Annotated in this window: 16 protein-coding genes, 4 pseudogenes and 2 riboswitches; of the genes and pseudogenes, 7 read left to right on the top strand and 13 right to left on the bottom strand. The window is 32.5% G+C overall.

Features of this window, described 5'->3' with window-relative positions:
• Nucleotides 1–8: 8 nt before the first annotated feature.
• Entirely contained in the window at nucleotides 9–2,255 is a 2,247-nt protein-coding gene (locus JFU20_RS02205; protein WP_201038271.1) for a M60 family metallopeptidase, read from the bottom strand.
• Nucleotides 2,256–2,742: 487 nt separating this feature from the next.
• Between JFU20_RS02205 and tnpA the strand changes: the two are divergent.
• Both tnpA and JFU20_RS02195 read left to right on the top strand, forming a co-directional pair.
• Nucleotides 2,743–3,141: pseudogene (tnpA, locus tag JFU20_RS02200) on the top strand (IS200/IS605 family transposase).
• 11 nt (nucleotides 3,142–3,152) lie between these two features.
• On the top strand, nucleotides 3,153–4,265 hold the full coding sequence (locus JFU20_RS02195; protein ID WP_201038270.1) for an RNA-guided endonuclease TnpB family protein: 1,113 nt from the start codon (nucleotides 3,153–3,155) through the stop codon (nucleotides 4,263–4,265).
• Nucleotides 4,266–4,884: 619 nt separating this feature from the next.
• Here the strand turns inward: JFU20_RS02195 and hfq are convergent.
• The 5 genes from hfq to JFU20_RS02170 all read right to left on the bottom strand — a co-directional run bounded on the left by hfq (nucleotide 4,885) and on the right by JFU20_RS02170 (nucleotide 8,984).
• The gene (hfq, locus tag JFU20_RS02190) at nucleotides 4,885–5,073 is read right to left on the bottom strand and encodes an RNA chaperone Hfq (RefSeq protein ID WP_002203963.1); all 189 of its coding nucleotides are present in this window, start codon (nucleotides 5,071–5,073) and stop codon (nucleotides 4,885–4,887) included.
• A gap of 39 nt (nucleotides 5,074–5,112) precedes the next feature.
• Entirely contained in the window at nucleotides 5,113–5,436 is a 324-nt protein-coding gene (locus JFU20_RS02185) for a hypothetical protein (protein WP_002069661.1), read from the bottom strand.
• A gap of 248 nt (nucleotides 5,437–5,684) precedes the next feature.
• The gene (locus JFU20_RS02180) at nucleotides 5,685–5,963 is read right to left on the bottom strand and encodes an AbrB/MazE/SpoVT family DNA-binding domain-containing protein (RefSeq protein ID WP_002069660.1); all 279 of its coding nucleotides are present in this window, start codon (nucleotides 5,961–5,963) and stop codon (nucleotides 5,685–5,687) included.
• Nucleotides 5,964–6,295: 332 nt separating this feature from the next.
• On the bottom strand, nucleotides 6,296–7,717 hold the full coding sequence (locus tag JFU20_RS02175) for an MBL fold metallo-hydrolase (RefSeq protein WP_201038269.1): 1,422 nt from the start codon (nucleotides 7,715–7,717) through the stop codon (nucleotides 6,296–6,298).
• Nucleotides 7,718–7,784: 67 nt separating this feature from the next.
• Complete coding sequence (locus tag JFU20_RS02170) at nucleotides 7,785–8,984, bottom strand: NAD(P)/FAD-dependent oxidoreductase (RefSeq protein ID WP_201038268.1); 1,200 nt, start codon at nucleotides 8,982–8,984, stop codon at nucleotides 7,785–7,787.
• 484 nt (nucleotides 8,985–9,468) lie between these two features.
• Between JFU20_RS02170 and JFU20_RS02165 the strand changes: the two genes are divergently transcribed.
• Together JFU20_RS02165 and JFU20_RS02160 are read left to right on the top strand one after the other, a co-directional pair.
• Entirely contained in the window at nucleotides 9,469–9,609 is a 141-nt protein-coding gene (locus JFU20_RS02165) for a hypothetical protein (protein ID WP_002203961.1), read from the top strand.
• A 52-nt stretch (nucleotides 9,610–9,661) separates the two neighbouring features.
• Nucleotides 9,662–10,166: pseudogene (locus JFU20_RS02160) on the top strand (transposase).
• Here the strand turns inward: JFU20_RS02160 and JFU20_RS30380 are convergent.
• Nucleotides 10,144–10,275: a hypothetical protein gene (locus JFU20_RS30380; RefSeq protein WP_265323983.1), complete on the bottom strand. Its 132-nt coding sequence runs from the start codon at nucleotides 10,273–10,275 to the stop codon at nucleotides 10,144–10,146. The pseudogene JFU20_RS02160 and the gene JFU20_RS30380 overlap by 23 nt on opposite strands.
• A 416-nt stretch (nucleotides 10,276–10,691) precedes the next feature.
• Nucleotides 10,692–10,799, bottom strand: a pseudogene (locus JFU20_RS02155) (DUF2306 domain-containing protein); the annotation flags it as partial.
• A gap of 177 nt (nucleotides 10,800–10,976) precedes the next feature.
• Here JFU20_RS02155 and JFU20_RS02150 point away from each other — a divergent pair.
• From JFU20_RS02150 to JFU20_RS02140, 3 genes are read left to right on the top strand one after another with little or no spacing between them, the layout of a single operon-like run.
• Entirely contained in the window at nucleotides 10,977–12,485 is a 1,509-nt protein-coding gene (locus JFU20_RS02150; protein ID WP_151304218.1) for a spore germination protein, read from the top strand.
• Nucleotides 12,472–13,575, top strand: coding sequence for a GerAB/ArcD/ProY family transporter (locus JFU20_RS02145; protein WP_201038266.1), 1,104 nt, complete (start codon nucleotides 12,472–12,474; stop codon nucleotides 13,573–13,575). Before JFU20_RS02150 ends, JFU20_RS02145 begins: the two co-directional genes overlap by 14 nt.
• On the top strand, nucleotides 13,572–14,699 hold the full coding sequence (locus JFU20_RS02140; protein WP_002203957.1) for a Ger(x)C family spore germination protein: 1,128 nt from the start codon (nucleotides 13,572–13,574) through the stop codon (nucleotides 14,697–14,699). The genes JFU20_RS02145 and JFU20_RS02140 overlap by 4 nt, the downstream gene beginning before the upstream one ends.
• 212 nt (nucleotides 14,700–14,911) lie before the next feature.
• Here the strand turns inward: JFU20_RS02140 and mgtA are convergent, their stop codons facing one another.
• From mgtA to JFU20_RS02120, 5 genes and pseudogenes are all read right to left on the bottom strand, one after another.
• Nucleotides 14,912–17,605, bottom strand: a complete 2,694-nt coding sequence (mgtA, locus tag JFU20_RS02135) for a magnesium-translocating P-type ATPase (protein WP_201038265.1) — start codon at nucleotides 17,603–17,605, stop codon at nucleotides 14,912–14,914.
• Nucleotides 17,606–18,175: 570 nt separating this feature from the next.
• Nucleotides 18,176–18,715 carry an undecaprenyl-diphosphatase gene (locus JFU20_RS30030; protein WP_016126998.1) on the bottom strand — a complete coding sequence of 180 codons (540 nt, stop codon included), beginning with the start codon at nucleotides 18,713–18,715 and terminating at the stop codon, nucleotides 18,176–18,178.
• A gap of 33 nt (nucleotides 18,716–18,748) precedes the next feature.
• Nucleotides 18,749–19,852 (bottom strand): annotated as a pseudogene (locus JFU20_RS02130) (FtsW/RodA/SpoVE family cell cycle protein); the annotation flags it as partial.
• Between the two features lie 89 nt (nucleotides 19,853–19,941).
• Complete coding sequence (gene mgtE / locus JFU20_RS02125; RefSeq protein WP_151304217.1) at nucleotides 19,942–21,270, bottom strand: magnesium transporter; 1,329 nt, start codon at nucleotides 21,268–21,270, stop codon at nucleotides 19,942–19,944.
• A gap of 211 nt (nucleotides 21,271–21,481) precedes the next feature.
• A riboswitch (M-box (ykoK) riboswitch) is annotated at nucleotides 21,482–21,658 on the bottom strand.
• A 423-nt stretch (nucleotides 21,659–22,081) separates the two neighbouring features.
• Nucleotides 22,082–22,245, top strand: a riboswitch (M-box (ykoK) riboswitch).
• Between the two features lie 1,081 nt (nucleotides 22,246–23,326).
• Complete coding sequence (locus tag JFU20_RS02120) at nucleotides 23,327–25,309, bottom strand: methyl-accepting chemotaxis protein (protein WP_201038284.1); 1,983 nt, start codon at nucleotides 25,307–25,309, stop codon at nucleotides 23,327–23,329.
• Nucleotides 25,310–26,218 lie beyond the last annotated feature (909 nt).

Here is a 26,218-nt window from a genome sequence, read left to right as displayed (position 1 = left end):
CTTACATATTAATTGATTGTAAGTGGTTTCCATAAAGATAACGCAAATATCCAATTCGGGTCACCATTTCCTTGATGATTTTGAACAGCCTCATACACCTTCCCTTGATGTTCTACTTTGTCTCCCTTTGTATATGCCTTCTTCGGATTCCATTTTTCATAAGATACATTTCGATCTTTTGTTTTTATCGGAAGAATGTTACTTTGAATTGATGTATTTCCAGCTGCATCTACAGCCTTCACTGCATATTTATATTCCTTGTTAGCTGTTAAGTTTTGATCAGTAAACATCGTTCCTTGTACCGTTTGAATTAGTTGTCCATCACGTAATACCTGATATTCTTTTACACCTACATTATCTGTAGAAGAATTCCATTTTAGCTCTACACTGTTAGAAGTAACGTTACTTGCATATAATCCTTGTGGTTGTGTGGGAGCTTCTGTATCTGGTTTCGGATTAACAATTTTATCTACTTTCTTCAATCCCTCTTTTGTAATCTCATAGACCGCTTTATTCCCAAAACTTTCCTGAATGTTTTTTTCCATATTTGTAATAGTAGCTCTGTTCGCACCTTCTAAATGTGTGAATTCAATAAAATTGCCTACTTTTACCGGAACTTTTGCTTGCTCAGCATTTTGTTGCTTATTTCCATAAATCTCTTTGTTATATACCACTTTACCTGATGTGTTTTGCACTTTAATACTTGCATATGTACTATCAAAGTAGTTATGTGGTACACCTGCTTTTAGATTAATTTGCATTTCTTCTGTTGATTTATTTAAATTTACTTTCACAAATTCAAAATCACCAATCCCTTTCATCGACCATGCAAACTGGTTTCCTTCTAAAATATTCGAAAAATTCGGTGTATCCGGTTTAACCGGATTAGAATCTGTACTTTTCCAAATTTCAGCCGTTAAATTTGGATACCCTAGTGCCGCTACTTTTTGGATTGTATCATTATTTGGGCGTAATCCCCATTTCTCAAAAAACGGAATTAAATTTTGTTTTGCTGCCTTTGATGCTGAAATCATAAATAATTGTTTTTTCGTTTCATCAGTTTGTGGAATCTCATTTGAAGGCATGTCTCTATACAGCTGATGCAACTTAGGATAGAAGTCTTCTCCGTACGCTAGTTGTAATTGCCAAAGCATTACAACTTTAACAAAAAGGTCACTAATGTCATCATAATTTTTATTAGGTTGTTCTAAGTATTGAAATGCCTTAGTATAAGCGCCCTCTTGTTGCAATCTAAAAGGTTGATTAGATGTAAATGCTTTTTCTACAGCAAGGCTGTAAAGATTGACTTGTACCTCTGTCATATTTTTAAAGTTCCAAGGCGTTTGTTGTCTCATATGTCCTGCCTCATGCCAAGGTCCCCATCCATCATTTGTAAATTTATTAATGTCTAATACATGTTGGATTGCATCTCCTACATATGCAGTTCTGTGAGGATATGCATACATATAATAATCCAGAGAATGGTTATCCTCCACATAATGCAGATAATGTTTATCTACTTGTTCTTCAGATAATCCAGATATTTTATCTTGAATTCTAGTAGCCTCATCCATTTTTTTTAAGAGTTGTACAGGATCTGTGTTAGAGTCTATCAAATATTTTTTAACACGAACTGGGCTAGCAGTAATCAATACGCGCTCCCCTTTTAATTCCACCGCATGTGCATTTGGATATTGATTGAGCATATTTATTAAATCTTGTTTCGTATGCTTTCCAAGTTCAAAGAGAGGAGTAGCCGTTCCGCCTGTTATTACTGTTGTTTGAATGGTACCACCTTGTTGTTTATTATAAAAATAAATCATTCCTCCATTTGGAGATTGAATTGTGTTTGTACCTGGATTTAAAGTAAATGATTTAATTTTGGAATCTTCCCTCCAAGAAGCATCGAACGAGAAAGTTCCAATATATGCTTGTATACTTTGATTTCCTTGTACCTGAATTGTTATTTGTTCATTTGGCTTAGCATATAACCCTGTTGGCTCGTATGCACTAAAATTTCTTTCCCTTCTTTCAATATTTTGAAGTTGGGAGACATCTCCTTTTCCTGGAACTGCAAATACTCGATTTTCCACATTAACAGAATTTTCATTCTGTAACGTTGTAGATACTTTCTTTTGCTGTGCTTGTTCTTCCGCAAAGACTTCTAATGAAGGCGTTATTCCAGTAGCAAACATAGATAATGTGGCAGTTATCATCACTAAATTTTTTGTTTTTTGTTGCTGTCCCCTTTTCATAATATCCCTCCGCTATATTTCCAAATACTTATAATATGAATATATAAGTAATATCTATTACTTATATATTCATATTATCTATTGACACATATTTACACAATTTAACATAAATATACTCATTTATATAAGATAATGAACATATTTCAATTCACTTGATAAGAAGAATAATCAACTGAATGTATGAGAAAAAGAAGGATTTTAATACGTTTATTATTAAAAACGTATTAAAATCTTTAAAAATGTCAAAATATTAATACATTATGTTTTGGTACAAAAACTTCCAAGCAGTTGTAACTAATCACCTAAACCCGGATATACCAGTACTTTTAACGAATTCCTCGAAAGAATTCTCCTTCCTCAAGCGCGTGAAGGGCGTAGCCCAGCGGTAGGTGGGTGATGAATTTCGGTTTGGCGTAGCCAAAAGGCTTTGCTTTTTATTTTGCCTCTGATATAATCAGTCTTATAAAGTATAAGTGTTGGTATATCAATGAAATTAGACAGCAATAATCATTCAGTGTTCTTGTTGTATTATCATCTTGTGTTGGTCGTAAAATACAGAAGAAATGTGTTTGATGATGATATGTCAGATTATGCAAAAGACATGTTTATCAGGTTATCCGAGAATTACAACATAACACTGGTAGAGTGGAATCATGATGTAGATCATGTTCATATTTTGTTCAAGGCACATCCGAATACAGAAATGACAAAATTCATCAATGCTTATAAGAGTGCAAGTTCTCGACTAATCAAGAGAGACTTTCCACAAGTGAAAACGAAACTTTGAAAAGAGATGTTTTGGTCAAGAAGTTTTTGCTTACTAACTACTGGTGGTTCGCCAATAGATGTAGTAAAGAAATATATTGAAAATCAAGATGAAAAGTGAGGTGAAATGATATGACAAAGCATAATAAAGCATATAAATTCCGTTTGTATCCAACAGAAGAACAAGCATATCTTATGCGTAAAACCTTCGGTTGTGTACGTTTCGTGTATAACAGAATGTTAGCTGAACGGAAAGAAGCGTACGAAAAATACAAAGATGATAAGCAAGAACTAAAGAAACAAAAGCTTCCAACTCCTGCGAAATATAAAGCAGAATTTGAGTGGTTAAAAGAAGTTGATTCATTAGCTTTGGCAAATGCTCAACTACACTTGCAAACTGCCTATAAGAATTTCTTTAGTGGTCAAAATGACTTCCCAGCATTCAAAAGTAAAAAAGACAGAAAGTCTTATACAACGAATGTAGTAAACGGAAATATTATGTTGCTTAATGGTCATATCAAATTGCCAAAACTGAAAATGGTACGTATCAAACAGCATAGAGAGATACCACAAGATTATATGATCAAGTCATGTACGATTTCTATGACACCTACTGGTAAATACTATGTGTCCATCTTGACTGAATACGAAAAAGAGATTGTACAAAAAGAAGTAGAAACAGTTGTTGGATTAGACTTTGCGATGGATGGATTATATGTTAGTTCTGAGGGTGAGAAAGCCAATTATCCTAAGTTCTATCGTAAAATGTTAGACCGATTAGCAAAGGCACAACGAGTATTAGCAAGACGCAATAAAGGGTCTGGGCGTTGGAATAAACAACGTATTCGTGTAGCTAAGTTACATGAGAAAGTAGCTAACCAACGTAAGGATTTCCTTCATCATGAGTCTAAAGAGTTGGCTACTCATTTTGATGTTGTAGCTATTGAAGACCTAAACATGAAAGGAATGTCGCAAGCACTTCATTTTGGAAAAAGTGTCGCTGATAATGGGTGGGGTATATTCATTTCTTTCTTAGCTTATAAACTAAACGAACAAGGAAAACAACTTGTGAAAATAGACAAATGGTTTCCTTCCACAAAAACATGTAGCAGTTGTGGAAATGTAAAAAATATGTCATTGTCTGAACGAGTATATTCTTGTATATGCGGTGTAAATCTCGATAGAGATTATAACGCAGCTATCAATATCAAAAATGAAGCAATACGTCTATTAGTGTTAGCGTAAATAGCAATAAAATAACCTTTGGAACAAGGGAGTTAGCTCGGCTGTCTTAAGACGAATTCGTTAGCTATCAAAAGTAACGACTAACCGAGAAGCCCCCACTTCAAACAGTCCGTTAGGACGTTAAGTGGCGGGTAGTTCACAAGAACGTAATCCTAATTGGGGTCACCATATCATTTCGATAAATTTGTACGCTAAGAAATTTATAAAGGTTGTAGATGTTTAATAAACGTTTAAAAATATTTTATAACACATCTTTAAACATGATAATCCTTGACTATATAAGTAATGTCTTTAAAGGTATACTTCTATAAAAATTTTTGAGGGAAATGAATAAGTTGTGATAAACCTAATTAAATAAATGATTTGAAAGTAAACTAAACGGCTAAAAGTTTACTTTCATTTTTATTAAAAAAAGAACATGTAGAAATTACTACATGTTCTTTTTGAGTTGATGGCAATATTACAACTTGTTTATATTAGTTTGCTACTTTCATACTTTTGTAAAACTCGTTTTCACTATATGGTGCCCCTAATATCCTGTTTACATTTGTACATATTAACAGATTGGTATTGCATAGATCGTAAAATTTGCCTAGGTAGAGCTAAATACTTTATGGTATTACTTAATGATTGTAGAGATGGCTTGTTTGTATACCAGTTGTTGTTTACCATGAACCATCATTAAGACAGTAAATTTATCTGTTGCAAGGATCTGCCCACGTACTGGAACGCCATTCTTTAAAAATACAGTAACTTCCCCTTTTTTCTCTTTCAATTGTTCATACATATCTTCTTGTAAATTAAACATGAAATGCGCCCCCTGGTTTGTTTGTATTTACTTTTCTTCTCATACCTGCTGCTTTTCACTGTTGGATATATGTGATTCCCATTCACTTTCTATTTTTCTAAACCATTTTCCTATTTTGCTTAGATAATATCTTTTTACTTCACCATAAAGAATCCAAATTTCACGTTCCTGCATTTGAATCATCACTTCATGAAGAATCTCATCATGTTCATACTTTCTAGGTTTTCTATGATGTGTTTTTAAAAACTGTGTATATTCTCTACGTAACCAATTAGAAATATGTTCTTTTTGTTTTCGCTTGAGATGTGACCATTTTTTATTTGTTTGAAGGATTTTTCCATTTACTTTTTTGTGGTTTTTCATCGAAACTCATCTCCTTTTACTAGCAAAACGAATATATAACTATCGTATCACATTTAAATTGAAATACTGCTTTAGGGACATATTTCGCAAGAAATCTATGCAAAATAAACAATACATGATCCATTTAGCGGATTAATTCAACATAAAAGTAAATGTAGACTATTTGTGTGGTGTTTTATCTTTTATTAATTATTACGGTACGTGAAATTATAATGTTAAACCTAAAAAAGCCCCTTGAAAGGAGCTTCTTATTTTACAAGGTATTGTTCTATTTCTTTTATTAATAATTCTGCACCTTCTGGACTTAATGCTATCTTACCATTTGCTAATGATATGTTACGATTTGACACTTCTTCTGTTAACGCACAAACACCACCCGGCTGATACCTCTGTAAAATAATGTCTTCACCTTCTACAAAGATCTCTAATGGTGATTTTTCTTTCATACCTAGCGTATTTCTAAGTTCCTTTGGAATTACCACACGCCCTAATTCATCTATTTTTCTAGTTACTCCGGTTGCTTTCATCTAATATCTTTCCCCATTTCATTATCAATTGTACCCAAGTTATTCTTTACTATTGTAACAAGCTTTTCCCATACATGAAAATTTATTTGCATTTACAAAAGAACAAGTAAAATAAATAGAGGATTTTTGGCACGATAACAAGATAAGTAATTGAAATGAAGCAGTTCGTCAGCTCGTAGAGAAAGCGTTACGTCTTAAATAATGACTATCCTTTTTATTACCCCTGATTTCTCCCTGTTAATCAAAACTTCCACTGCAGCATCTGCAATATCCCGACAGTCAATAAAAGATGAATGTTGAAAAAAGAAAAAGACATTTTATACTCTTTTAAATTACTTATAGTATGGTAATCCAGACTTTCCCCATGCAAGGAATCCTCCTTTTAAATTGACTACACCCTTTAAACCAGCTCTTTGCAAAATACTAGCAGCTATAGCAGAACGTAAACCCGTCCGGCATTGTAAAACTATAGGACAACCTGTAGGAACTTGATCTAGCTGCTCAAATAAATTACCTAAAGCAATATGTATTGCATCCTGAAGGTGTCCTTCATCCCATTCTTTTTTACTACGCACATCGATAACCTTAACACTTCCATCCTTTATTAACGGATATAATTCATCTGATGTTTTTTCCTTATAACTCTCTAAACTATGGAATCTTTGAATTACTTTTGAAGGTGCAAAAGCAATAATATTATCTAAGCCAATAGACTCAAAGTCTCTAATAACTTCCTCCACATTAACTTTTTCCATATCTAAAATGATTAATGTTTCTTTTTTATAGTCTAATAACCACCCACACCAAGTTGAAAAAGAATTGTTATACGGAATATTAATGGATTTTTCAATGTGACCCGCAGCAAAACACTCTACATCCCTTATATCAACAATTTGCTGAACTTTTTTAGTGATTTCTTGGAACTCTTCAAATGTATTAATGCTAATAATATCTCTCTTCTTACGAATTGGTGGACCCAATTTATTTAAATACTTCATTAATGAAAAATACTTCGGAGGATCTGGCTGTCCCGTCAATAGAGTAGATATAAAATTACTTTCTTCATTACACTGAAATGCCCAATTGAGCATCTTTTCATAACCTAATGTAGAAGTTGGAATTGCCCCTAATGCTTTTCCACATGCACTTCCTGCACCATGCGATGGCCAGATTTGTAAATAATCAGGTAGTTTTTTTATTTTTTGTATAGAATCAAATAGTTGCTTTGCTCCTTTTTTAGTAGTGTCTTTAATACCAACAGCTGTTTCTAATAAGTCTGGTCTTCCTACATCGCCTACAAATACAAAATCACCCGTGAATATTCCAATAGGTTGTTCATTTGTATAATTATTCTGGCTCGTGTCAGTTACTAAAAAAGAAATGCTTTCAGGTGTGTGGCCTGGAGTATGAATTACTTTAAATTTTATATGACCAATTTTAAATTCAGTTCCCTCTCTGACAAGATGGTATTGAATCTCATTAAGATACTGATATTTCCAATCACAATCACCTTCATCAGATACATATAAATTTGCTTTATAAAGATGAGAAAGTTCTCTAGCCCCAGAAAGAAAATCAGCATGAATATGTGTCTCAGCCGCAGCAATTATTTCCATTCCCTCTTTCCTAGCATATTCTATATATTGTTCTATACAACGGCTTGGATCAATTACAATTGCTACTCCTTCCTTCTGACAACCAACTAAATAGGAAGCATGTGCTAATTTTTCATCATAAAAATATTTTAAGAGCATGGCTATTCCCTCCTATTTCTTATTTCCTATTACTTTTCAGATTTTAAAACAACTTTTTATCTTTCCTCTATAAAATTCCTTTCAACATAAAATTCCAATACATATATGGCAACATATATCTTTTTAGCAAAAACATGCTATACCGTTCTTCCGCTTGATTAAACGGAAACGTTTCTTGAGGCTCATGTTCATAGTTAAATTCAGCTAGTATAAGACTTTTATACCCTGTAACAATTGGACAAGATGTATACCCATCATATTTAGCCTGCATATCTCTTCCATTCAGTACGTCCATAATATTTTGTTTTAAGACAGGTACTTGTTTTCGAATTGCCGCTCCAGTTTTAGATGTGGGTAAATTTGTACAATCCCCTAGTCCAAAAATATTTTTATAACGTACATGCTGCAAAGTATAAGGGTCTATATCAACCCAACCTTGATGATCGCTTATTTCACTATCTTTTATAAAACTAGGCGGTCCCATTGGTGGAACAACATGTAACATGCTATATGACACACTTTCTTTTTTTAGTGTTTGCGTATCCTCAAAAATAGCTTCTCTCTTTTCGGCAATAATTTCTACTAAATTTTTATTATAATTCGTTATAATTTGCTTTCTTTTTAACACCTTATCTAGTGTATCTGCATATCGTGGAACCTGAAATATGTTAGGGTTTGCAGAATAAAACATAACTTCGCTATTCTTTCTTACTTCACTATTACAAAAATGCTCCTCGGCTAAGTACATAATTTTTTGTGGGGCACCACCGCATTTAATAGGGGTGTTTGGGTGGGTAAAAACAGCATTTCCTCCTTTAAATCTTTCAATTTCTCTCCAAGTAGAATCAACATATTTATAGGAATAGTTACTACAAACACCATTAGTCCCAATAGATTCTTTCAACCCTTTAATACCACCCCAATTTATTTGTATACCGGCTGCTACAATAAGAATTTCATACTCAAGCATAGTTTCATCATCTAAAAGAATCTTATTTTCAGATGGGAACAACTTAACAACACGTTTAGGAATCCAGATCGCACCATTAGGAACAAGTGATTCTTGATCACGCATCGTAGACTCCTTTGAAACAATTCCACCACCCACTAAACTCCACAGAGGTTGAAAATAATGTTTTTTAGATGGATCAATAATCGCTATACTTTCTTTAAATAGGGATACATTACGTAATAAATGTGCAGTAAAGGACAGTACCGCAGTCCCGGCACCAATTACAATGATTTTATAACTATCTTTAGTCTTCATTATCCTCTTCCTATCTAAACTTAACTGTTATGAAAAATAGTTATTAGCCTTTTTTAATCGCATTAACATAATTGTAAGTTAAAATCTTGTCATTTTTATCTGATTAAAATGAATTTTTTGTTAATTTTAGCCATTAACATTATTTTATATGCATGAAATCCTTACATTACTTCTATATTTCGTTTAAAACACAAAAAACTTATGTGTTTCAATGTCGCACTGTATCCAACCTCTCTTACATTGTATTTCTAAAGACGATGGGGGTTTCTTGTTCGAAAAGAGCGATAGGGTTACTCAATCCGCATCCATATATGTTTTATTCTTTTTCTTTACTAAATTTGAACTACTTAATTATCTATGAATACCGTATAAACAGAAAATTAGTCACCAAAAACAAGGGCATCAAGCCGTACATGCGAGAACCATTCTATAAAAATCATATATGTAAAAGGAATTTGGACAATTTTATCGAATGGATTTATCTATGAAAACAACACTTTCACATCCAAATCAACCCACAATTGAATCACTTCAAGCTCAAATAGAGGAGCTCACGGCAAAAGTGAGTTGGTATGAAGAACAATTTCGTCTCAGCCAACAAAAACAGTTTGGTACGTCTAACTAAAAAAACCTAATATACCTTATAATATAATTAGTATATATTGGTGATATGATGATTGAACAATTTAGAAAAATCCTCTAAAGTCTTTGTAATTTTTTTTATTTTGCATGTGATATTACTTATATTTTCTCCAAATAGAATAGTAGGTAGGTCAGCTATCCAAAAAGATGACATAAAATTACACGTATACGCACAAGCCATTACGGGAGCACCTCAAAAAATAAGTAAAAGTGATTTAGCTATATTAAAAGAAAAAATTAAAGATACATATCCTAATATAAAATCTACGGACATTGAGCTTGAAGGTGACACACCGTTCCGTCATGTTGATGATCCAGCTTATATCGGAGAATTTACTGTATACAGAAAAGTTATAGGTACAACACTAAATGAAACATCGAGAGAAAATACAGTTGCAGTTTTAAAAGTTTCATATTGGGACATGCCGATGATTCAATACCTGTTTTATGAAGAGGCTATCGCTTATAATTTTGTTACCTATATTTTTTGTTGCACTTTGCATCCTTTGTTTATGTCCTAAGAAAAGCGACCGCCCGTAATAGGCGGTCTTTTTACGTTTACCTGTAACGCCTGCCTTTCGAGTTCGTCTAACTTTTTTAGGAATGTCAATTCCGCTTCTAAAAACGCAATACGTGCTTCCTTTCCCACGGCGTTCTGTATAAAAGCCTTCCTCACCAATCACAGCTAAGTTAAACCCATTCTCTAAAAAGATTTGGATAGGACCTTTTCCTTGTTGATTTTCTTTTACCGCTCTTACTTTGAAATCTGAACAATAGCTAATCTAACATTCCGACATTTTTAATGCATTTTTATTTTTTTCTAGCTGTTTCATTTGAATTTCGTTAAAAATAATCTTACTCATTCTCCGTACCTCATTTCTATCGTTGGTTCCGGTTTTTTGATAAAAATACAAAAAAAACCGAATCATGGGGCTTTTTTTAAGTGTCCATGATTCGGGGTACAGTTCATATAATTATTAGTCTTGGATTAGTATTAGGTGTATTTTTATAGAAAATCATTGAATTACCTAAGAGTCCTGGTCTCAATATCACATCAGATTTGCATCAAAAATGTAAATCAGTATTTTTCTGTTGTTGCTCTTTATTAAGACTTTGTCTTATAAATAATTCGGCAATAATTAAATTTGGCAACCACGCTAACCAAGCAAACAGGTCACCACAAAAATAATGATAAAATGAAATTTTTTGTTTCAAGAAGGCTTTAAAATTTCGTTCTGGGGGTGCCACAAAATTTCAAGTTGATAGCGATGTGTTGCTATCCCAATGAATAAAATTTGATTATATAAAAATAATAAAAACACGACCGTTATACGTAAAGAGGTGTAAATCATGTCTTTAAATGAAAAGAACTTAGAAACCATGGAAAATACCATTGTTGAAACTATCCAGACAAATAATTTACAAGAAATTAAGAATACATTAGAACAGATCTTTGATATTTGTGCCGATTTAGTTGAACATCCATTACAATTAAAAACAAAAACGAATATTTTACTATATTATTTTGAAGGTCTGACAGATGGTTTTGCACTAAAAGGAAATGTCGTTACACCATTATTACAAGAAGTAAATGAAGACAGGCAGGTATTTAATTCTAATATTATTGCTACTTATACAAAAACAGTATATACATGGAATGAAATTAAAAAAGGGCTGCTCGAGGGACAATGTGTACTGTTTATGGAAGGGGAAAAGAAAGCCCTTCTCATAAATACAAAGGGATGGGCAGAAAGATCGATTCAGGAACCTATTTCAGAAGTTACCATTAAAGGTTCTCATGATGGGTTTATTGAGAATGCCACTAAAAACATAGGTCTCATTCGTAGATATATTCCTTCTACTGAGTTAAAAATCAAAAAATTGACAATCGGAGAACGGGCCACTACTTTTGTATATTTACTTTACTTAGGCGATGTAGCTAACGAAGATGTGGTACAGGAAGTGGAGACAAGAATCTGTAAAATTAAAACTGATACAGTATTGAGCATAGGAGAATTGTCCAACTTTACAAAAGATCAAAATTGGACTCCCTTTCCACAGGCTTATTTAAGTGAACGCCCAGATGCTATTTCTAATCATATTCTTGATGGTAAAGTAGCAGTGTTAATTGATAGATCTCCTGGTGCAATGATCGTTCCAATGAATTTAATTGGATTTTTTCAGACTCCCGATGATTATAATGTACATTGGCTGATTGCATCATCTTTTCGCTTATTACGATTTTTAGGATTTATTATAGCTATATTTTTACCCGCAATATATATTGCAATGGTTTCATTCCACTTTGAAATCATTCCTTTAGATCTATATACTTCTATTGCAACGTCAAGAATTAAAGTCCCTTTCTCGCCTTTACTAGAAGCATTTATTATGGAAATCACATTAGAAATGCTTCGTGAAGCGGGTATTCGTCTACCACAACCAATTGGACAAACAATTGGAATTGTTGGAGGTATTGTAATTGGACAAGCAGCTGTTCAAGCAGGACTTGTGAGTAACGTTATGGTTATTATCGTATCTATTACTGCCATTGCATCATTTGTTGTTTCTAATTATGATTTATCAAGTTGTATTCGGCTTATTCGTTTTCCAATGATGTTATTTGCCTACTTTTTTGGAATTGTAGGTATTGTTAGTGGATTAATGCTCTTATTTGCTCATTTTGTTTCATTAACTTCCTATGGTTCACCATATGGATTGCCAATTGCACCATTTCGTCTCCAAGAGTTAAAAGATTCTTTTGTAAGATTTCCCATTTCTATGATCACCACCCGCTCGAGCACGGGACAGCCGAAACAAAGAAAGAAAAAAGAAGGTGGTTCGCATGGGGAATCTTAAATTCCAAAGTATAACCTTATTCGAATATATTGTTTTCATTCATTCACTGCAACTTGCATCAGGTATGTTAATTATGCCAAGCCCTCTTGCCACTACCGCTGGTACAGACGGCTGGATTTCTATCATTCTGGGATGGATAATTACTTCTATAATTGGCGTAATTATTATATTAATGTTACAAAAAAATCCTAACAAAAATTTCTCTCAGATCTTAAATGCATACTTTGGTAAATGGCTAGGGACAATTTTTCTTCTTTTATATGCCTTTTATCTATTTTTTGCTGGTTTTAATACTTTATTAAAGGCAACTGATATTGTAAAAGTGTGGATATTCCCTTCCACTCCTGCTTATCAAATTTCCATATTATTACTATTACCTTTTATTATTTTATCACTGAGTGGGATAAGGGCTCTTACTAGTTACTCTATGCTTGTTTTCTTCTTCACTACTTGGATGCCAATCTTTCTCCTTTTCTCATTACAGAGTATTTACAATCCTTTACACCTACTACCTATTTTTAAAGATGGCTTATATCCTATTGTAAAGGCAACAAAAGAAACCATTACTCCTTATGCGGGCTTAGAAATTGCATATTTTATTTATCCGTTCTTACAAAAAAAACAAAAAGCCATAAAAGGAATACTAATAGCGAATACTGGAACCATGTTTTTCTATCTATATGTGACTATTCTTTCTTATATATACTTTAGTCCGGAGGGGATAAAAGAAGTAATTTGGCCAGTATTTCATCTGTTAAAAGGAGTTCGTTTTTCTTTCATAGAACGATTAGAAATTTTATATATCGCTTACTATTTGATTGTATTTTCCACTACAATATATCCGTATTTATTTTTCAGTTTCGAATCTGTGACCATTTTATTTCAAAAAACCGTTCGCAATTGGGTGCTGGTTGGTTTTATGGTATTAATAGTCGGCTTATTCGTTTTTCTAAATCCCGATGTGGATCAATATTTGTTTATATATTCTCTTATGGATATCTTAAATATCATTTTCTTTATTCTATTACCAATCTTCTTTTTCGCTTACAGCATTGTTTTTACTTGGTTTACTAGGAGGAAACAGCTTTGATTCGAAAATGGATATGGATTGTAATCTGTTGTGTATGTTTAATTGGTTGTGGTCAGAGAATTCCTCTTGAAAAAGTTTCTTTAATCCTTTTAATCGGCTTAGATAGTACTTCTAATGGAAACATAAAAGTGGGCACAAGCATACCACTCTTTCATCATAAACAGCAAAGCAGTACTGTAGAGCATTGGGTTCAGGCGTCAACCATATATGATGGATTTAGCAAAATGGATACGAAATTAACAGGGTATGTGACATCATCCAAAGCTGAAGTTATTTTAATTGGGGATAAATTAGCACAAGAAGAAAATTGGATACAGGCGCTCGATTCCTCTTACCGTGATCCTTACGCTACCATCAATGCTAAAGTGGTGCTTGTTGATGGACCGGCAGAAGATATGTTTAAAGTTAATAGGCCTGATAAGCCATCACTTCCATCTTATATAAATGGTGTAATCGAGTCTTCAATTCAAAATAATCAATCCGTCTCTTCTACAATTCAACAATTAATGAGAGAAAAAAATGAACAGGGAATGACGCAAACTGTTCCCATTATCAAGAAAACAAATAATGAAATTGATACGGTAGGAATTGCATTTTTAAATCATCAAGGAAAGTACTTAACGAAGATTCCTAAAACCGATGTGAAGTTTTTCAACCTTATTAATAAGTCAAAAAATACAGGTCGGATGATACTACACCTTGTTCTTTCTCCAAAAAAATCTGATAAAAAGCCAAATACGTCTGTTTTCGTACAAAATGCAAAGAGAAAAATTAGTGTTGATTTCCAAAAAGGTAAATTTATTTTTAATATAGATGTAAGTATGAATGTATCCTTAATTGAAAAAACCAACGGAAACTTAACTAAAACTCGTTTACATGGTAATAAGAATATAGGTAGATTGGAACATGAAATCCAGGAAGAGTTCAATAAAAAATTACAAGGCATGTTACAGGATATGCAGAGAAATAAAATTGATCCAATTGGTTTATCGTTACACGCTAGAGCTTTTCAATATAAAGAATGGAAAAAGGTAAAAGAAGATTGGTTGCGCGCTTTTTCAAAAGCTAAAATACGTGTGAATACACATGTTAAAATAAAAGATACAGGAACAATTAGGAATTAAACTATCTAGATTATTTTTAGCCAAGAAAACTTCCCCCTCAATTTGTGTGAAGGTGCAAAGTTTCTCAAGAGATAAACAGAGGCATGAATATATGAGGAAATATTATGAGGCTACTAGTAATTCCTGTAATTCATGATATACCGAAAAGGCGAAGTCTCCAAAGAGACTCCGCCTTTTCAACGTACAATGAACTTCAACAAAATGGTTTAGTTTTAAAGCCATCGATTAAACTTCCTGATGTATATTTTCTTTATAATTTCAGTAACTAGAGCATATATTGTTAAAATTCCAAATAACCACGGGAAATAATACAACGGAAGTGGAGTTAAGCCAATTTGGGTACTTAACCTGGTAAATGGAAGGGAAATCCCTATAATCATAACTAAACCTGTAAGTATCAAAACAGGTCTAGCAGCCGTACTTTGTAGAAAAGGAATATGTTGAGTACGAATCATATGCACAATTAATAATTGTGTTAGTAACCCTACTACGAACCAACCCGTTTGAAATAAGGATTGCATTTCAGGAATATTTGCACCAAATATATTCCACATTACAATAAAAATGATTATATCAAAAACACTACTTACCGGCCCAATAAAAATGATAAAACGAAATAAATCTTTTGTATCCCAACTTCTTGGTTTCACTAAAAATTCATTATCTACTTTATCCCATGGAATTGAAAGTTGGGATAAATTATATAGTAAGTTTTGACATAATATTTGAATTGGTAACATTGGAAGAAAAGGAAGAAATGCGCTAGCAATTAATAAACTTAATACATTTCCAAAATTTGAACTTGCTGTCATCTTAATATACTTCAGTATATTTCCAAACGTTGTCCGCCCTTCCACAATAGCATCTTCTAATACATGTAAATTCTTTTCTATAAGTATAATATCTGAACACTCTTTAACGATATCATCTGCTGTATGGATAGATACACCAACGTCAGACTGTTTTAAAGCAAACACATCGTTAATTCCATCCCCCATAAATCCAACTGTATGGCCATTCATTTGAAGTGCCTTAATAATACGAAATTTTTGACTAGGATTTAATTTTGCGAACACACTTGTTTTACTTGCAAGTTTTACTAATGCTTTATCAGGAAGACTATCAATTTCATAACCCAGTACTGGTTCTCCTATATACAAGCCCATTTTCCTACATACATTTCTTGTCACGGACTCATTATCACCAGTTAAAATTTTCACTTGTACCCCTTTCTTTTGTAGAGTATGCAGTGCAGCCATAGCCGATTGTTTGGGTGGATTTGAAAAACCAACATATCCAGCAAGTATCATATCTGATTCATCATCAATAGAGTAACTCCCCACTTTATCACTCTTCAACTGCTTATATGCAACTGCAACAACACGCATCCCCCGTTCCTGCCAGAGTTCAATTAAGTGTTTATTTTTACGTTGGATTTCATCTGTAATAGGAATTATCTTATTATTTTCTTTTATATAACTACAAATTGATATAACTTCTCTAACAGCACCTTTACATAGCATTATTCGTTCGTTAGCATTTGTTTCTACAACAACTGAAATTCGTCTTCGATTAAAATCAAATGGGCATTCATCTATTTTTGAGTATTGAGATATATCATATTCACTACAATCTCTTACATAACGCATAACCGATAGATCAATTTCATTTTTATATGCTGTATGAAAGTAACTATTTAAATACGCTAATTTCAAAACCTTATCCGACTTTTCTCCATTTGTATCTGTATGACGTACCAGGTCCATTTTATCTTCTGTCAACGTGCCTGTCTTGTCGGTACAGAGAATATCCATAGCTCCGAGATTATGGATAGAAGATAGTTGTTTTACAAGTACCTTCTTTTTACTCATATTAATAGAACCTTTAGCCAAATTAGCGGTTACAATCATTGGAAGCATCTCTGGAGTAAGTCCAATCGCTACAGCTAAAGCGAATAAAAATGCCTCATACCAATTCCCATTTATAACTCCATGTATCATCATAACAATAGGTGTCATGATAATCATAAATTTGATTAATAGCCAACTAACTTTGCTTACCCCTTTATCGAATCTAGAATCAGATTTCTTGTTCAGTTTAAATTGATTCTTTGCTATTGAACCAAAGTAAGTATCTGTTCCAGTACCCACAACTATTGCTTTTGCGGTACCACTTATAATATGAGTTCCCATAAAACAGAGATTTTCCAATTCGATCAAATTTTGGATTTTTCTAATTTTACGTTTTTTGTACATATGGAAATACTGATTTGTTTTAACAATGGGTAATGCTTCCCCTGTTAGTGATGATTGATTTACAAGTAAATTTTCCGATGAGATGATTCGTACATCTGCAGGTACAATATTCCCGGCAGATAATTCTATAATATCCCCTGGTACAAGATTCTCAAGAGCAACTTGTACCTTTCCACTTTCTTCTAATACCGCCCTCTTATTTTCCTTATATAAAACATCTCCCCCCCTCAGAACAGTTACCTTTTCATATACAAGATTTTTTAATTTTTCTATAGACTTCTGAGAACGAATTTCTTGTATGAACCGAATTAATACACTTACAGCCACCATAATCCCTACAATAATAGTACCCTTTATATCATTAGTAAGAAAAGATAACATCCCTAATATTATTAGAAGAGAAATAAACGGACTTCTAAAAGAATTAAATAATGTTATATACCATTTTATTCTTTTTTGATAAATCACTTTATTTTCCCCATATACTTCAAGCCGCTTAGTAGCTTCTTCCTGAGAAAGTCCATGAGACGATGTTTTAAAAAAAGCTAACGTCGACTCAACATCACTTTTTGCAATTTCACTTAGCATTTTATAATTTTTTCCTAGTACTTCCTGATTATAAAAAGATTTTTTTTTATTAGATCGCAACAACTTAACCTCCTACCCATTAAATAAAATCCCCCTGTTTTTTCAAAATATAATTTTAACGAATTCCCCGAAAGAATTCTCCTTCCTCAAGCGTGTGAAGGGCGTAGCCCAACGGTAGGTGGGAGATGAATTTCGGTTTGGCATAGCCAAAAACTTTTGATAAACTAGCTATATGAAGTTCTTTGATAACTTGATATATGAGGTTGCAGGAAGAAAATAGAGTGCGAAAACCAAGCCATTCGGTTCCTGCGTAAAATATCAACCGTACCAAAAGAGCGTCCAAGCGTTGGACATCTAGGGGTGGAACACCCCGAAGTAACGCTCAGGGAGACGAAAGGGTACTTTCGTCGTGGAACTGAGAAGCTCCCACTTCAAGCTTTGCTAAGTGGCGAGTAGTTCACAGCTACATTTTTATAATCACCCTGAATTTTTAATCAAATTTAGAAGTGCAATTGCACTTAAATAGTATTATTCTCACCGTAAAAAGTAATTTTTATTTATAAGTTTCCTATTATTAGCAGCAAAACTTTTGAATATAATGTGGTCTGTCGCAAGTATAATAGTGTAGACGCTTTATTTATTATTTTTGAAGTTAGTTTTAACTATATAATGGATTATGAAGGCCCACAAAAATCCTAAAACAGCTCCTATTAATACATCCAGCGGATAATGTACTCCTACCCAGACCCTTGAAAAAGCAATTAAAAAAGCTAACAATAAAAATGCTTTCCCTAAACGTTTTTCATATAAGCATAAAGTTATAGCTATTGCGAAGGCACTTGTAGCATGATCACTAGGAAAAGAAGCATTAGCGGTATGCTCAACAAGTTGTTTTATATTCAACTGAGAAACAAATGGTCGTTCTCTATAAAAAAACAATCCAATAATTCTATTCAACACAAAAGCAAAACAGCATGCTATTATAGCTTGAATTACACAGGTTCTATTTTTATATTTTTTGTTTAACCAAAGAATCATAAATAATAGTATGAACATATACTGAGCATATTCAGCAAAAAAGATCATTAAATAATCGATGTATACATTTCCTTTCACATGCTCATTTATATACCGAAATCCATTATAATCTAGATTGTTTATTAAATTTAACATTTCTCCTCCATAAGCAAATATATTATCTGTTTTTTTATTGAAAATTGAGATATTTATTAACAGTCCCATTGCTATTAAATTAGCCATTAAAGAACTTCCACCAAAACTAATAAATGGAAGGGGGGTGCCTGTAAGAGGGAACATTCCCGTGACACCTCCTAAATTAGCAATAGATTGAAGACCTATCATACTCCCGATTTCTATTGATATTAGACTTCCAAATTGACTTTTACACTCTTGAACAATCTTAAAAGAGCGAAGTACTATAGTTAATAAACCAGTTAATATGATTAGTACCCCTATAATTCCAAGCTCCTCAGATACAATTGACATAATAAAATCAGTATGAGGCTCAGGTAAAAAACCTTCCTTTTGAATACTATTTCCATATCCACGTCCACTAACTCCACCAGATCCTATGGCAATAAATGAATTTACAAGTTGGTAACCATCCCCTTTTGCATCAAGAAATGGATTGAACACCGTTGTAATACGTGCCATTTGAACATCAGATAAACCAAACCTAAAAAGAAAGTATAAAGTCGGTACCCAAACAATTGAAGTAACAGCTATCCATTTCATTAAAATAAAAATGTTTATTCCAGAACATATAAACATACTTGCCCCTATTCCTGAAATTAATAATGCAGAACCTAGATTGGGTTGTTTGTATATCAAAAAGAACGTAAACATTAAAAGCAAAATAACTTTACCACTGCCTTGCCAATATGATTTTTGCACCTCTTGACGCTTTGAAAAAAAACCTGCTAGTACAATAATCACACCCATTTTAATAAGTTCTGCAGGCTGTATTCCAAATATCCAAGATTGTGCATTATTAACAACTTTCCCTTTCCATAAAACTAAAAATAGTAATACAATACTTACAATTACAATACACACGGAAACTATGCGTTTTTTCCATATATGAAAAGGTAGTCCTATACAAATTATTAACCCTATTACTCCTAAAAAAAGTTTATTTAATTGAGAGCGAAAAAAGAAATCACCACTATAACCATAATTTTTTACTGCAACAATTGAGCTAACACTATACATCATCAAAATTCCAAATATAATTGTAACGATAAGCGAAAACACCAACGGATAATCCAGTAACTTGAATACTTTTTTCATTTCTATTCTCTCTTTCTCCATGCCTCCCACAATCTTGTCTACAAACTTTACGGGAACGAACCTAGGTATAAAAACTTAATATAAATTTTTTATAAGCCTAATAACATTTTTGCAATGGTAAAGTACAGAATTAACCCCGTCCCATCGACTAATGTCGTAATGAACGGACCTGAAATAACAGCTGGATCCAACTTTAACTTATTTAGAATCAAGGGTAATACAGATGAAACAATAGACGACCAAATAACAATGAATAATCCAGTTATAGCTACAACTTGTGCGACTTCTGTACCTACGCCTAAAGTGTACGCACGAATTAATGCCGCAACGGCTAATGTAAGCCCGAGTAAAATACCTACTAATGCTTCTTTTTTCATAACACGAAATATATCTTTAAATTTCACCTCATTTAGAGCTACAGCACGAACCAATGTAGTTACGACCTGTGTGCCTGTATTTCCACCAGTTCCAATTAACAATGGAATAAAGAAAGCCAGTGCAACTACATGAGTCAAAGTTTCTTCATAATGTCGAAGTACAGAACCAGTATATGCTTCTGCTACAAACAGAAGTAATAACCAACCTATACGTTTACGGTATATTTGCCAAATAGAGGTTTCGAAATACGGCTTATCTAATGGGGTGCTCCCTCCTAATTTTTGAATATCTTCAGTTGCTTCTTCTTCGAAAACATCCATTGCATCATCGAAGGTTATGATACCTATCATCCGATTATCCATCGTTGTTACAGGTATAGCGGATAAATCATAATCCATTAGCTTTTGTACAGCTTCCTGTTGGTCTAGGTCCACTGAAACTGAAATAACATCCGATGCCATTATTGATGATAAAGTTTTATCATCTGAAGCTAGCAATAATTCACGAATAGAAACAATTCCATTAAGCTGACCACGCGTATCAAGAACATAAATATACGAAATTGATTCTACCCCTGCCCCAATTTTTCTAATATGCGACAGCGTATCTTTCACTTTCCAATTTTCCCTGGCAGCAATATAGTCAATTGTCATCAAACTACCCGCTGTTCCAGATTGAAAAACCAACAGACTTCTAATTCTTTGTTGAGATTCTTTAGACAAAAGTTGTATCAGTTTCTCAGCCTGTAGTGGATGAATTGAAAGAATTACATCAACAAGGTCATCAATAGATTGCCTAGCTAATAGCTCTTCCCCTTTATCCACAGGCACGTTGGTGCAAATATTATATTGCTCCTCTGGAGTAAGGTAACTAAGAATTTTCGCACCTTTTTCAGCAGGAAAATATTTCATTAAAGATATCTGATCTTTATGGTGAAGATCTTTCATTTCCATCGCAATATCATAGGATTGAATTTTTATTAGCTCTCGCACTAAATGTATATCTTTTGTTGCTAATAATTGTTGTAAACATTTTTTCATCGTAATTCCTCCTTAAGGACAGTAGTACTATTTATTCATTTTCCCACTTCTGGGAAAACAAATTTCTTAATAAATATGGGATCAATATCATCAATCATTAGTTTTCCCCCTTTTTTAAGAGATTTATTACAAATAAAATTTTGCATATAAAAAACCTCCCCTAGTGATTCAACTAAAGGAGGTTGATTTAAAAAAGACATAGCTAAATAAAGCTCATTCCCCCTAGTTGAGTTTTGGCACTATACAACGTAAAGGATGAATCATTCATCACTTAGCTATCTTAAGAAGAGCCTTAATCCGACAATTCCTGTTCTACCCATTGGCATCTTTCGATATTTTTGGGCAATAGCCTGTGTTTGTATAGGAGCCTCACCTAACAGGTTATAAATATTTAAAATTTTTGTTCGTTTCGTGTTAAAGCATATCCACTATTTTTGAGCTTGTCAAGTAATAATAAAACTTATTTCTTCATTTTTTGATATCATACCATTCCCAAATCATAGATATAAACAACTGTATACTAATTTATATTTATACAACGAACTTTACAATTCATGCGCTAAATTTTCTAAACTATAAACTATTAAATTAATTTTTTTTATTATTACACGTGTCCTGACGCTTTATAATTGAATATTGGTGTAAAAATAAAATATTTAAAACAAAAACGTCCGATAGATAACAAAAATTTCAACTTGATTTCCTCTCACTTTCGATATAATCTGTATCTTGAAAAGGGATGAATTTTAAACTTATTATTTTCACATTAGATAAACACACAACATTTAATTTGCTTATTAGTGCAAATAAAATATGTCTCTGTTAGGTGAGGCTCCTGTATAGAGAAACGCTGCTACCCAAAAATGTCGAGAGACGCCAATGGGTCAACAGGAACGGTCGAATTAAGGCCCTTCTTAAGGTAGCTGGTTTTAAACCTATGCTGTACAGTGCTAAAACTCAATGAGGGGGACCTTTATGATAAAACGACTTGTTTAGCTTTTTCCTAACAAGGTTTCTTTGTCTTGAAAAAGGCCTTTACTCATATGAGTAAAGGCCTTTTAAATGTGAATATAGTACAAAAAGAAAGGGTGAATCTTCATGAAAAAAATTCAATCTATCAAAATGAAATAAAAGTTCTCCCTCCTCTTCCCATATTCATATTTCTAATAATTACACGCATTTTAGAGTAGCGTATAAAAAAAGAACTACAATGATAAAGAATAATTTACCTCTTGAATTTCAGAGTTTAACAAAATTTTATGCAGTGAATATGGGGAAATTATGTCCGTTATTCGAATTCTAATATTTATTTATAGTAATTATATATTCAAAATAAAATTAACTTATTCAAAACAATATGTAAAATTATTCAAAAATATCATAACCACATTTTTTACTCAATACGCGTGAGAATTGCTCAATGTTTAGAATTAATAATTGAAGTACATATTATCTATGAGGTGCCTGTTCACTCTATTTAGTATGTTTTTTGATTTTCATTATTTAGAGACCTCATAAGCAAGTGGTGATAACGATCACTTGCTTTTAACATTATTATATTCTTAATATGTGATTTATCACATTGATGATACTGCTCACCAAATGTTCACAAAAATACTTACACAGTATTTTTCCGTTCAACTGGGCTTACAAATAAATATATAAATAATATCAATTTTCCATCCCAATTTATTATGTCATTTTTACTTAATCACTTAAAGAAAGCGAAATTACAGCCAACTAACCAATCCATTGAATTCGCCTCTTTTTGCTCGAAAATTGTTCTACAACTATTACTCAAAATAACGTCTATCAAAACATTTCATTATCGAGCAGTTACATTCTACATGAAATTCCTTTCTAATATTCCTCGGTATTGTTTTGTATTCTTCTGCTATAATTCCTTCACTTATGAATGTAATTATCCGTTCTAATTTTAGGTTTTTTTGTAAAAAAACAAAAAATAAGAGCGTATATTGCAAAATAATTCAACATACACTCTTATAAAACCTTATGTGTTTTAATAATTTCAATAATTTAAGGGTATACCAAAATTTTACATTTTAAATCCACCTATTAACTCCTGTAATTCTTCGGCCATTTGTGCTAATTGAATTGCTGAAGAATTTATCTCTTCCATGGAAGCATGTTGTTCTTCGGATGAACCAGCTATAGTTTGCATACTTGTGGTGTTCTCTTTTACAGCTACTGCTATTTGATTAATAGATGTATCGACTTGCATTGCATCAAATGTCATCTTATTTGATAGGTCCACCATACCATGTACTTTGGAAACGATATCATTCGCTGAATTTGAAATCTCATAAAAACTTTGTTTTGTATCATTCGCTACCTTAATTCCCGACTGTACTTCTATTCCTACTTCATTCATAGCTTTTACAGTCTCATGTACATCTAATTGTATTTCTTTAATTAATTTTCCAATTTCCATTGAAGATTGTCCTGATTGTTCCGCTAATTTCCCAACTTCATCCGCAACAATTGCAAATCCACGTCCCTGTTCTCCTGCCCTAGCCGCCTCAATCGCCGCATTTAGTGCTAATAGATTTGTTTGTTCAGCAATATTTTGAATCGCTTCTAATATAGTGCCTATTTGCTGCGATTTCTTATCTAATAATTTAATTACATTATCGGATTGGGAAACAGAATTATGTATAGACTGCATTTGTGTTACAGTTTGTTCTACTAATTGTTCCCCCTCATATGCTTTTTGTTTTGTGTATAAAGATGAGGTCGATACTTCAGAAGCATTATCAGCTACACATTGAATATCTCGTGTTACATCACCTATTAATTTAGCTCCGGACTCAACTTCATTATTTTGAACTTCTGCACTATGTGAAATTTCTTCCATTTCTTTTGTAATTTGTTCTGTTGCAACACTTGCTTGCTCTACACTAGCAGTTAGTTCCTCAGAAGAAGCTGCTACATGTCCTGCAGATGTGTTAATTTGTGAAATAATATTGCGTAAAGACTCTGCCATTGCATTGAAACTATCACCCAATTGACCAAGTTCATCCTTTGAACGAATATCAATTTTCTCCGTTAAATCTCCTCGACTAATTCTTTGAGCTGAAATAACTAATTGTCTTAGTGGATTAATAATAGATCTAAGAATGAAGAAAATTATAATTCCACCTAATAATAAAGAAGCTCCTATTATAGCAAATGTTTTATAAAAAATAGGATTGGTAGCTTCTTCAATTTCTTTCGTAGGCATTACACCAGCTATTTTCCAACCTGTTTTTTTATTTGTCTTAAAGCTTATGCTTCGATCCTCACCATTGAGGCTATACGTAATCTCTCCATCTTCTTTCTTATAAAGTTCATCTGCTAAAGATTTCTCTAATTTTTCACCAGGTTTTAATGTTGGATGAACGACTATAGTTTTATCTTGCCCCACTATAGCTACAAAACCTTGCTTTCCTATTTTTATCATTTTAGATGTTTTTACGATATCATCAATATTCAAGTCCATACCAATGACACCACTTTTATCTTCATTTTGTTTAGCAACTGCTATTACCATATTTCCAGTAGCCTTTGATTTATACGGAGATGAAACAATAATTTCACCATTTGCTTTTACAGCATCCTTATACCAACTACTTTCTAACGGATTAAATCCTTCTGGTATTTCTCCAACAGGCGCATGAATAAATTGATTGTTACTGGATGCGGAATAAATTGTTTCTATCTCTGGATGTAACTGTATATATTGTTCAAATTTACTCTGCACATTTTGTAATTGATCAGGATCATAATTGCCTTGTGTGAGTAATTTTGCAAAATAAGTTACATCTATATATTTGTTTTCTAATTCATCATCAACAATCTTATCTAAAATACTTACATTATCTTTTGCTGTTTGTAGAATTGTTTCATTAAGATCTGTTTTCGCCTCATCATAAGATGTTATTCCTACAATAAGACTAGGTATAATTAATATTGCAATAAATGCCATAGACAACTTCGTTTTTAGCTTTATTTGTTCCAATCTTTTTTTTATATTAAACACGATTTTCTTCTCCTTTTCATTCTTACAACTCATATTATTTATTTAAATGTTTACTCCTTTATCTTTTTCTACAATTATTTATGGTATCATTTGAAATGAACTTACTACTATATCCTTTTACATGCATCTTCAGAGATAGCAATTTAGCTTTCACAAGCGGAGTTTTATTTATCCCCCTTTCAAGTATGTTATTTTTCTATTTTAAGCAAATATAAAAATAAGAATTATTCCAAATAAACCGTATTAAATATATACTTCACTCTATTAAAATGGTTTTTAGTTTTGATTGGATAAAAGGTTTAATTTAGGCCTAATTAAATTGTATGAAATCCTTACCATAAGAAATTCTCTAAAACTTAACTAAGTGAATATATCCCCTGGATAATTCTACTTAATGGCTTTTTAAACTACTCTACATTCTTCACTTCATTAATAAATCTAGTTACTACAGCCACTTTTTTATTGGATTACTGAACCATAAATTCTAAATAGAAGAATACAATAAATTGGAGAACTATATTGTAACATGTATACATAAGTTTTAAATATTAAAATCAAAAAATATATAAATTTTTAATTATACGCATCTTCATATATTACAAATTATTTAGTATGAATTTTAATTTGCTACCATCTATATAGAAAAATACTAGCATTAGAATATATAACCGCAGGAACCAATATGTATTTTGGAGAATGGAACACATCGCTAGCAAGCTAAGGTTTTGAAGTACCCCCTAAACGAAAATTTTCCTTCTCTACAGGTAGCTACTTTGAGAAGTCAGTTCATTTTTTTCGTTTTTGGGGCGTTTATTTTTCTTAAGTTGATGGGCATGGCCTCACCATATCCAAAAAAGAAAATTGTACGTTTATACACAAAATTAACACGTTTCGATTAGTTCCCTGTAC

The organism is Bacillus sp. TH30 (assembly GCF_016650875.1).
GTDB lineage: Bacteria > Bacillota > Bacilli > Bacillales > Bacillaceae_G > Bacillus_A > Bacillus_A mycoides.
Note: the sequence above shows the minus strand (reverse complement) of the source record. Positions and strands in the feature narration are given on the sequence as shown.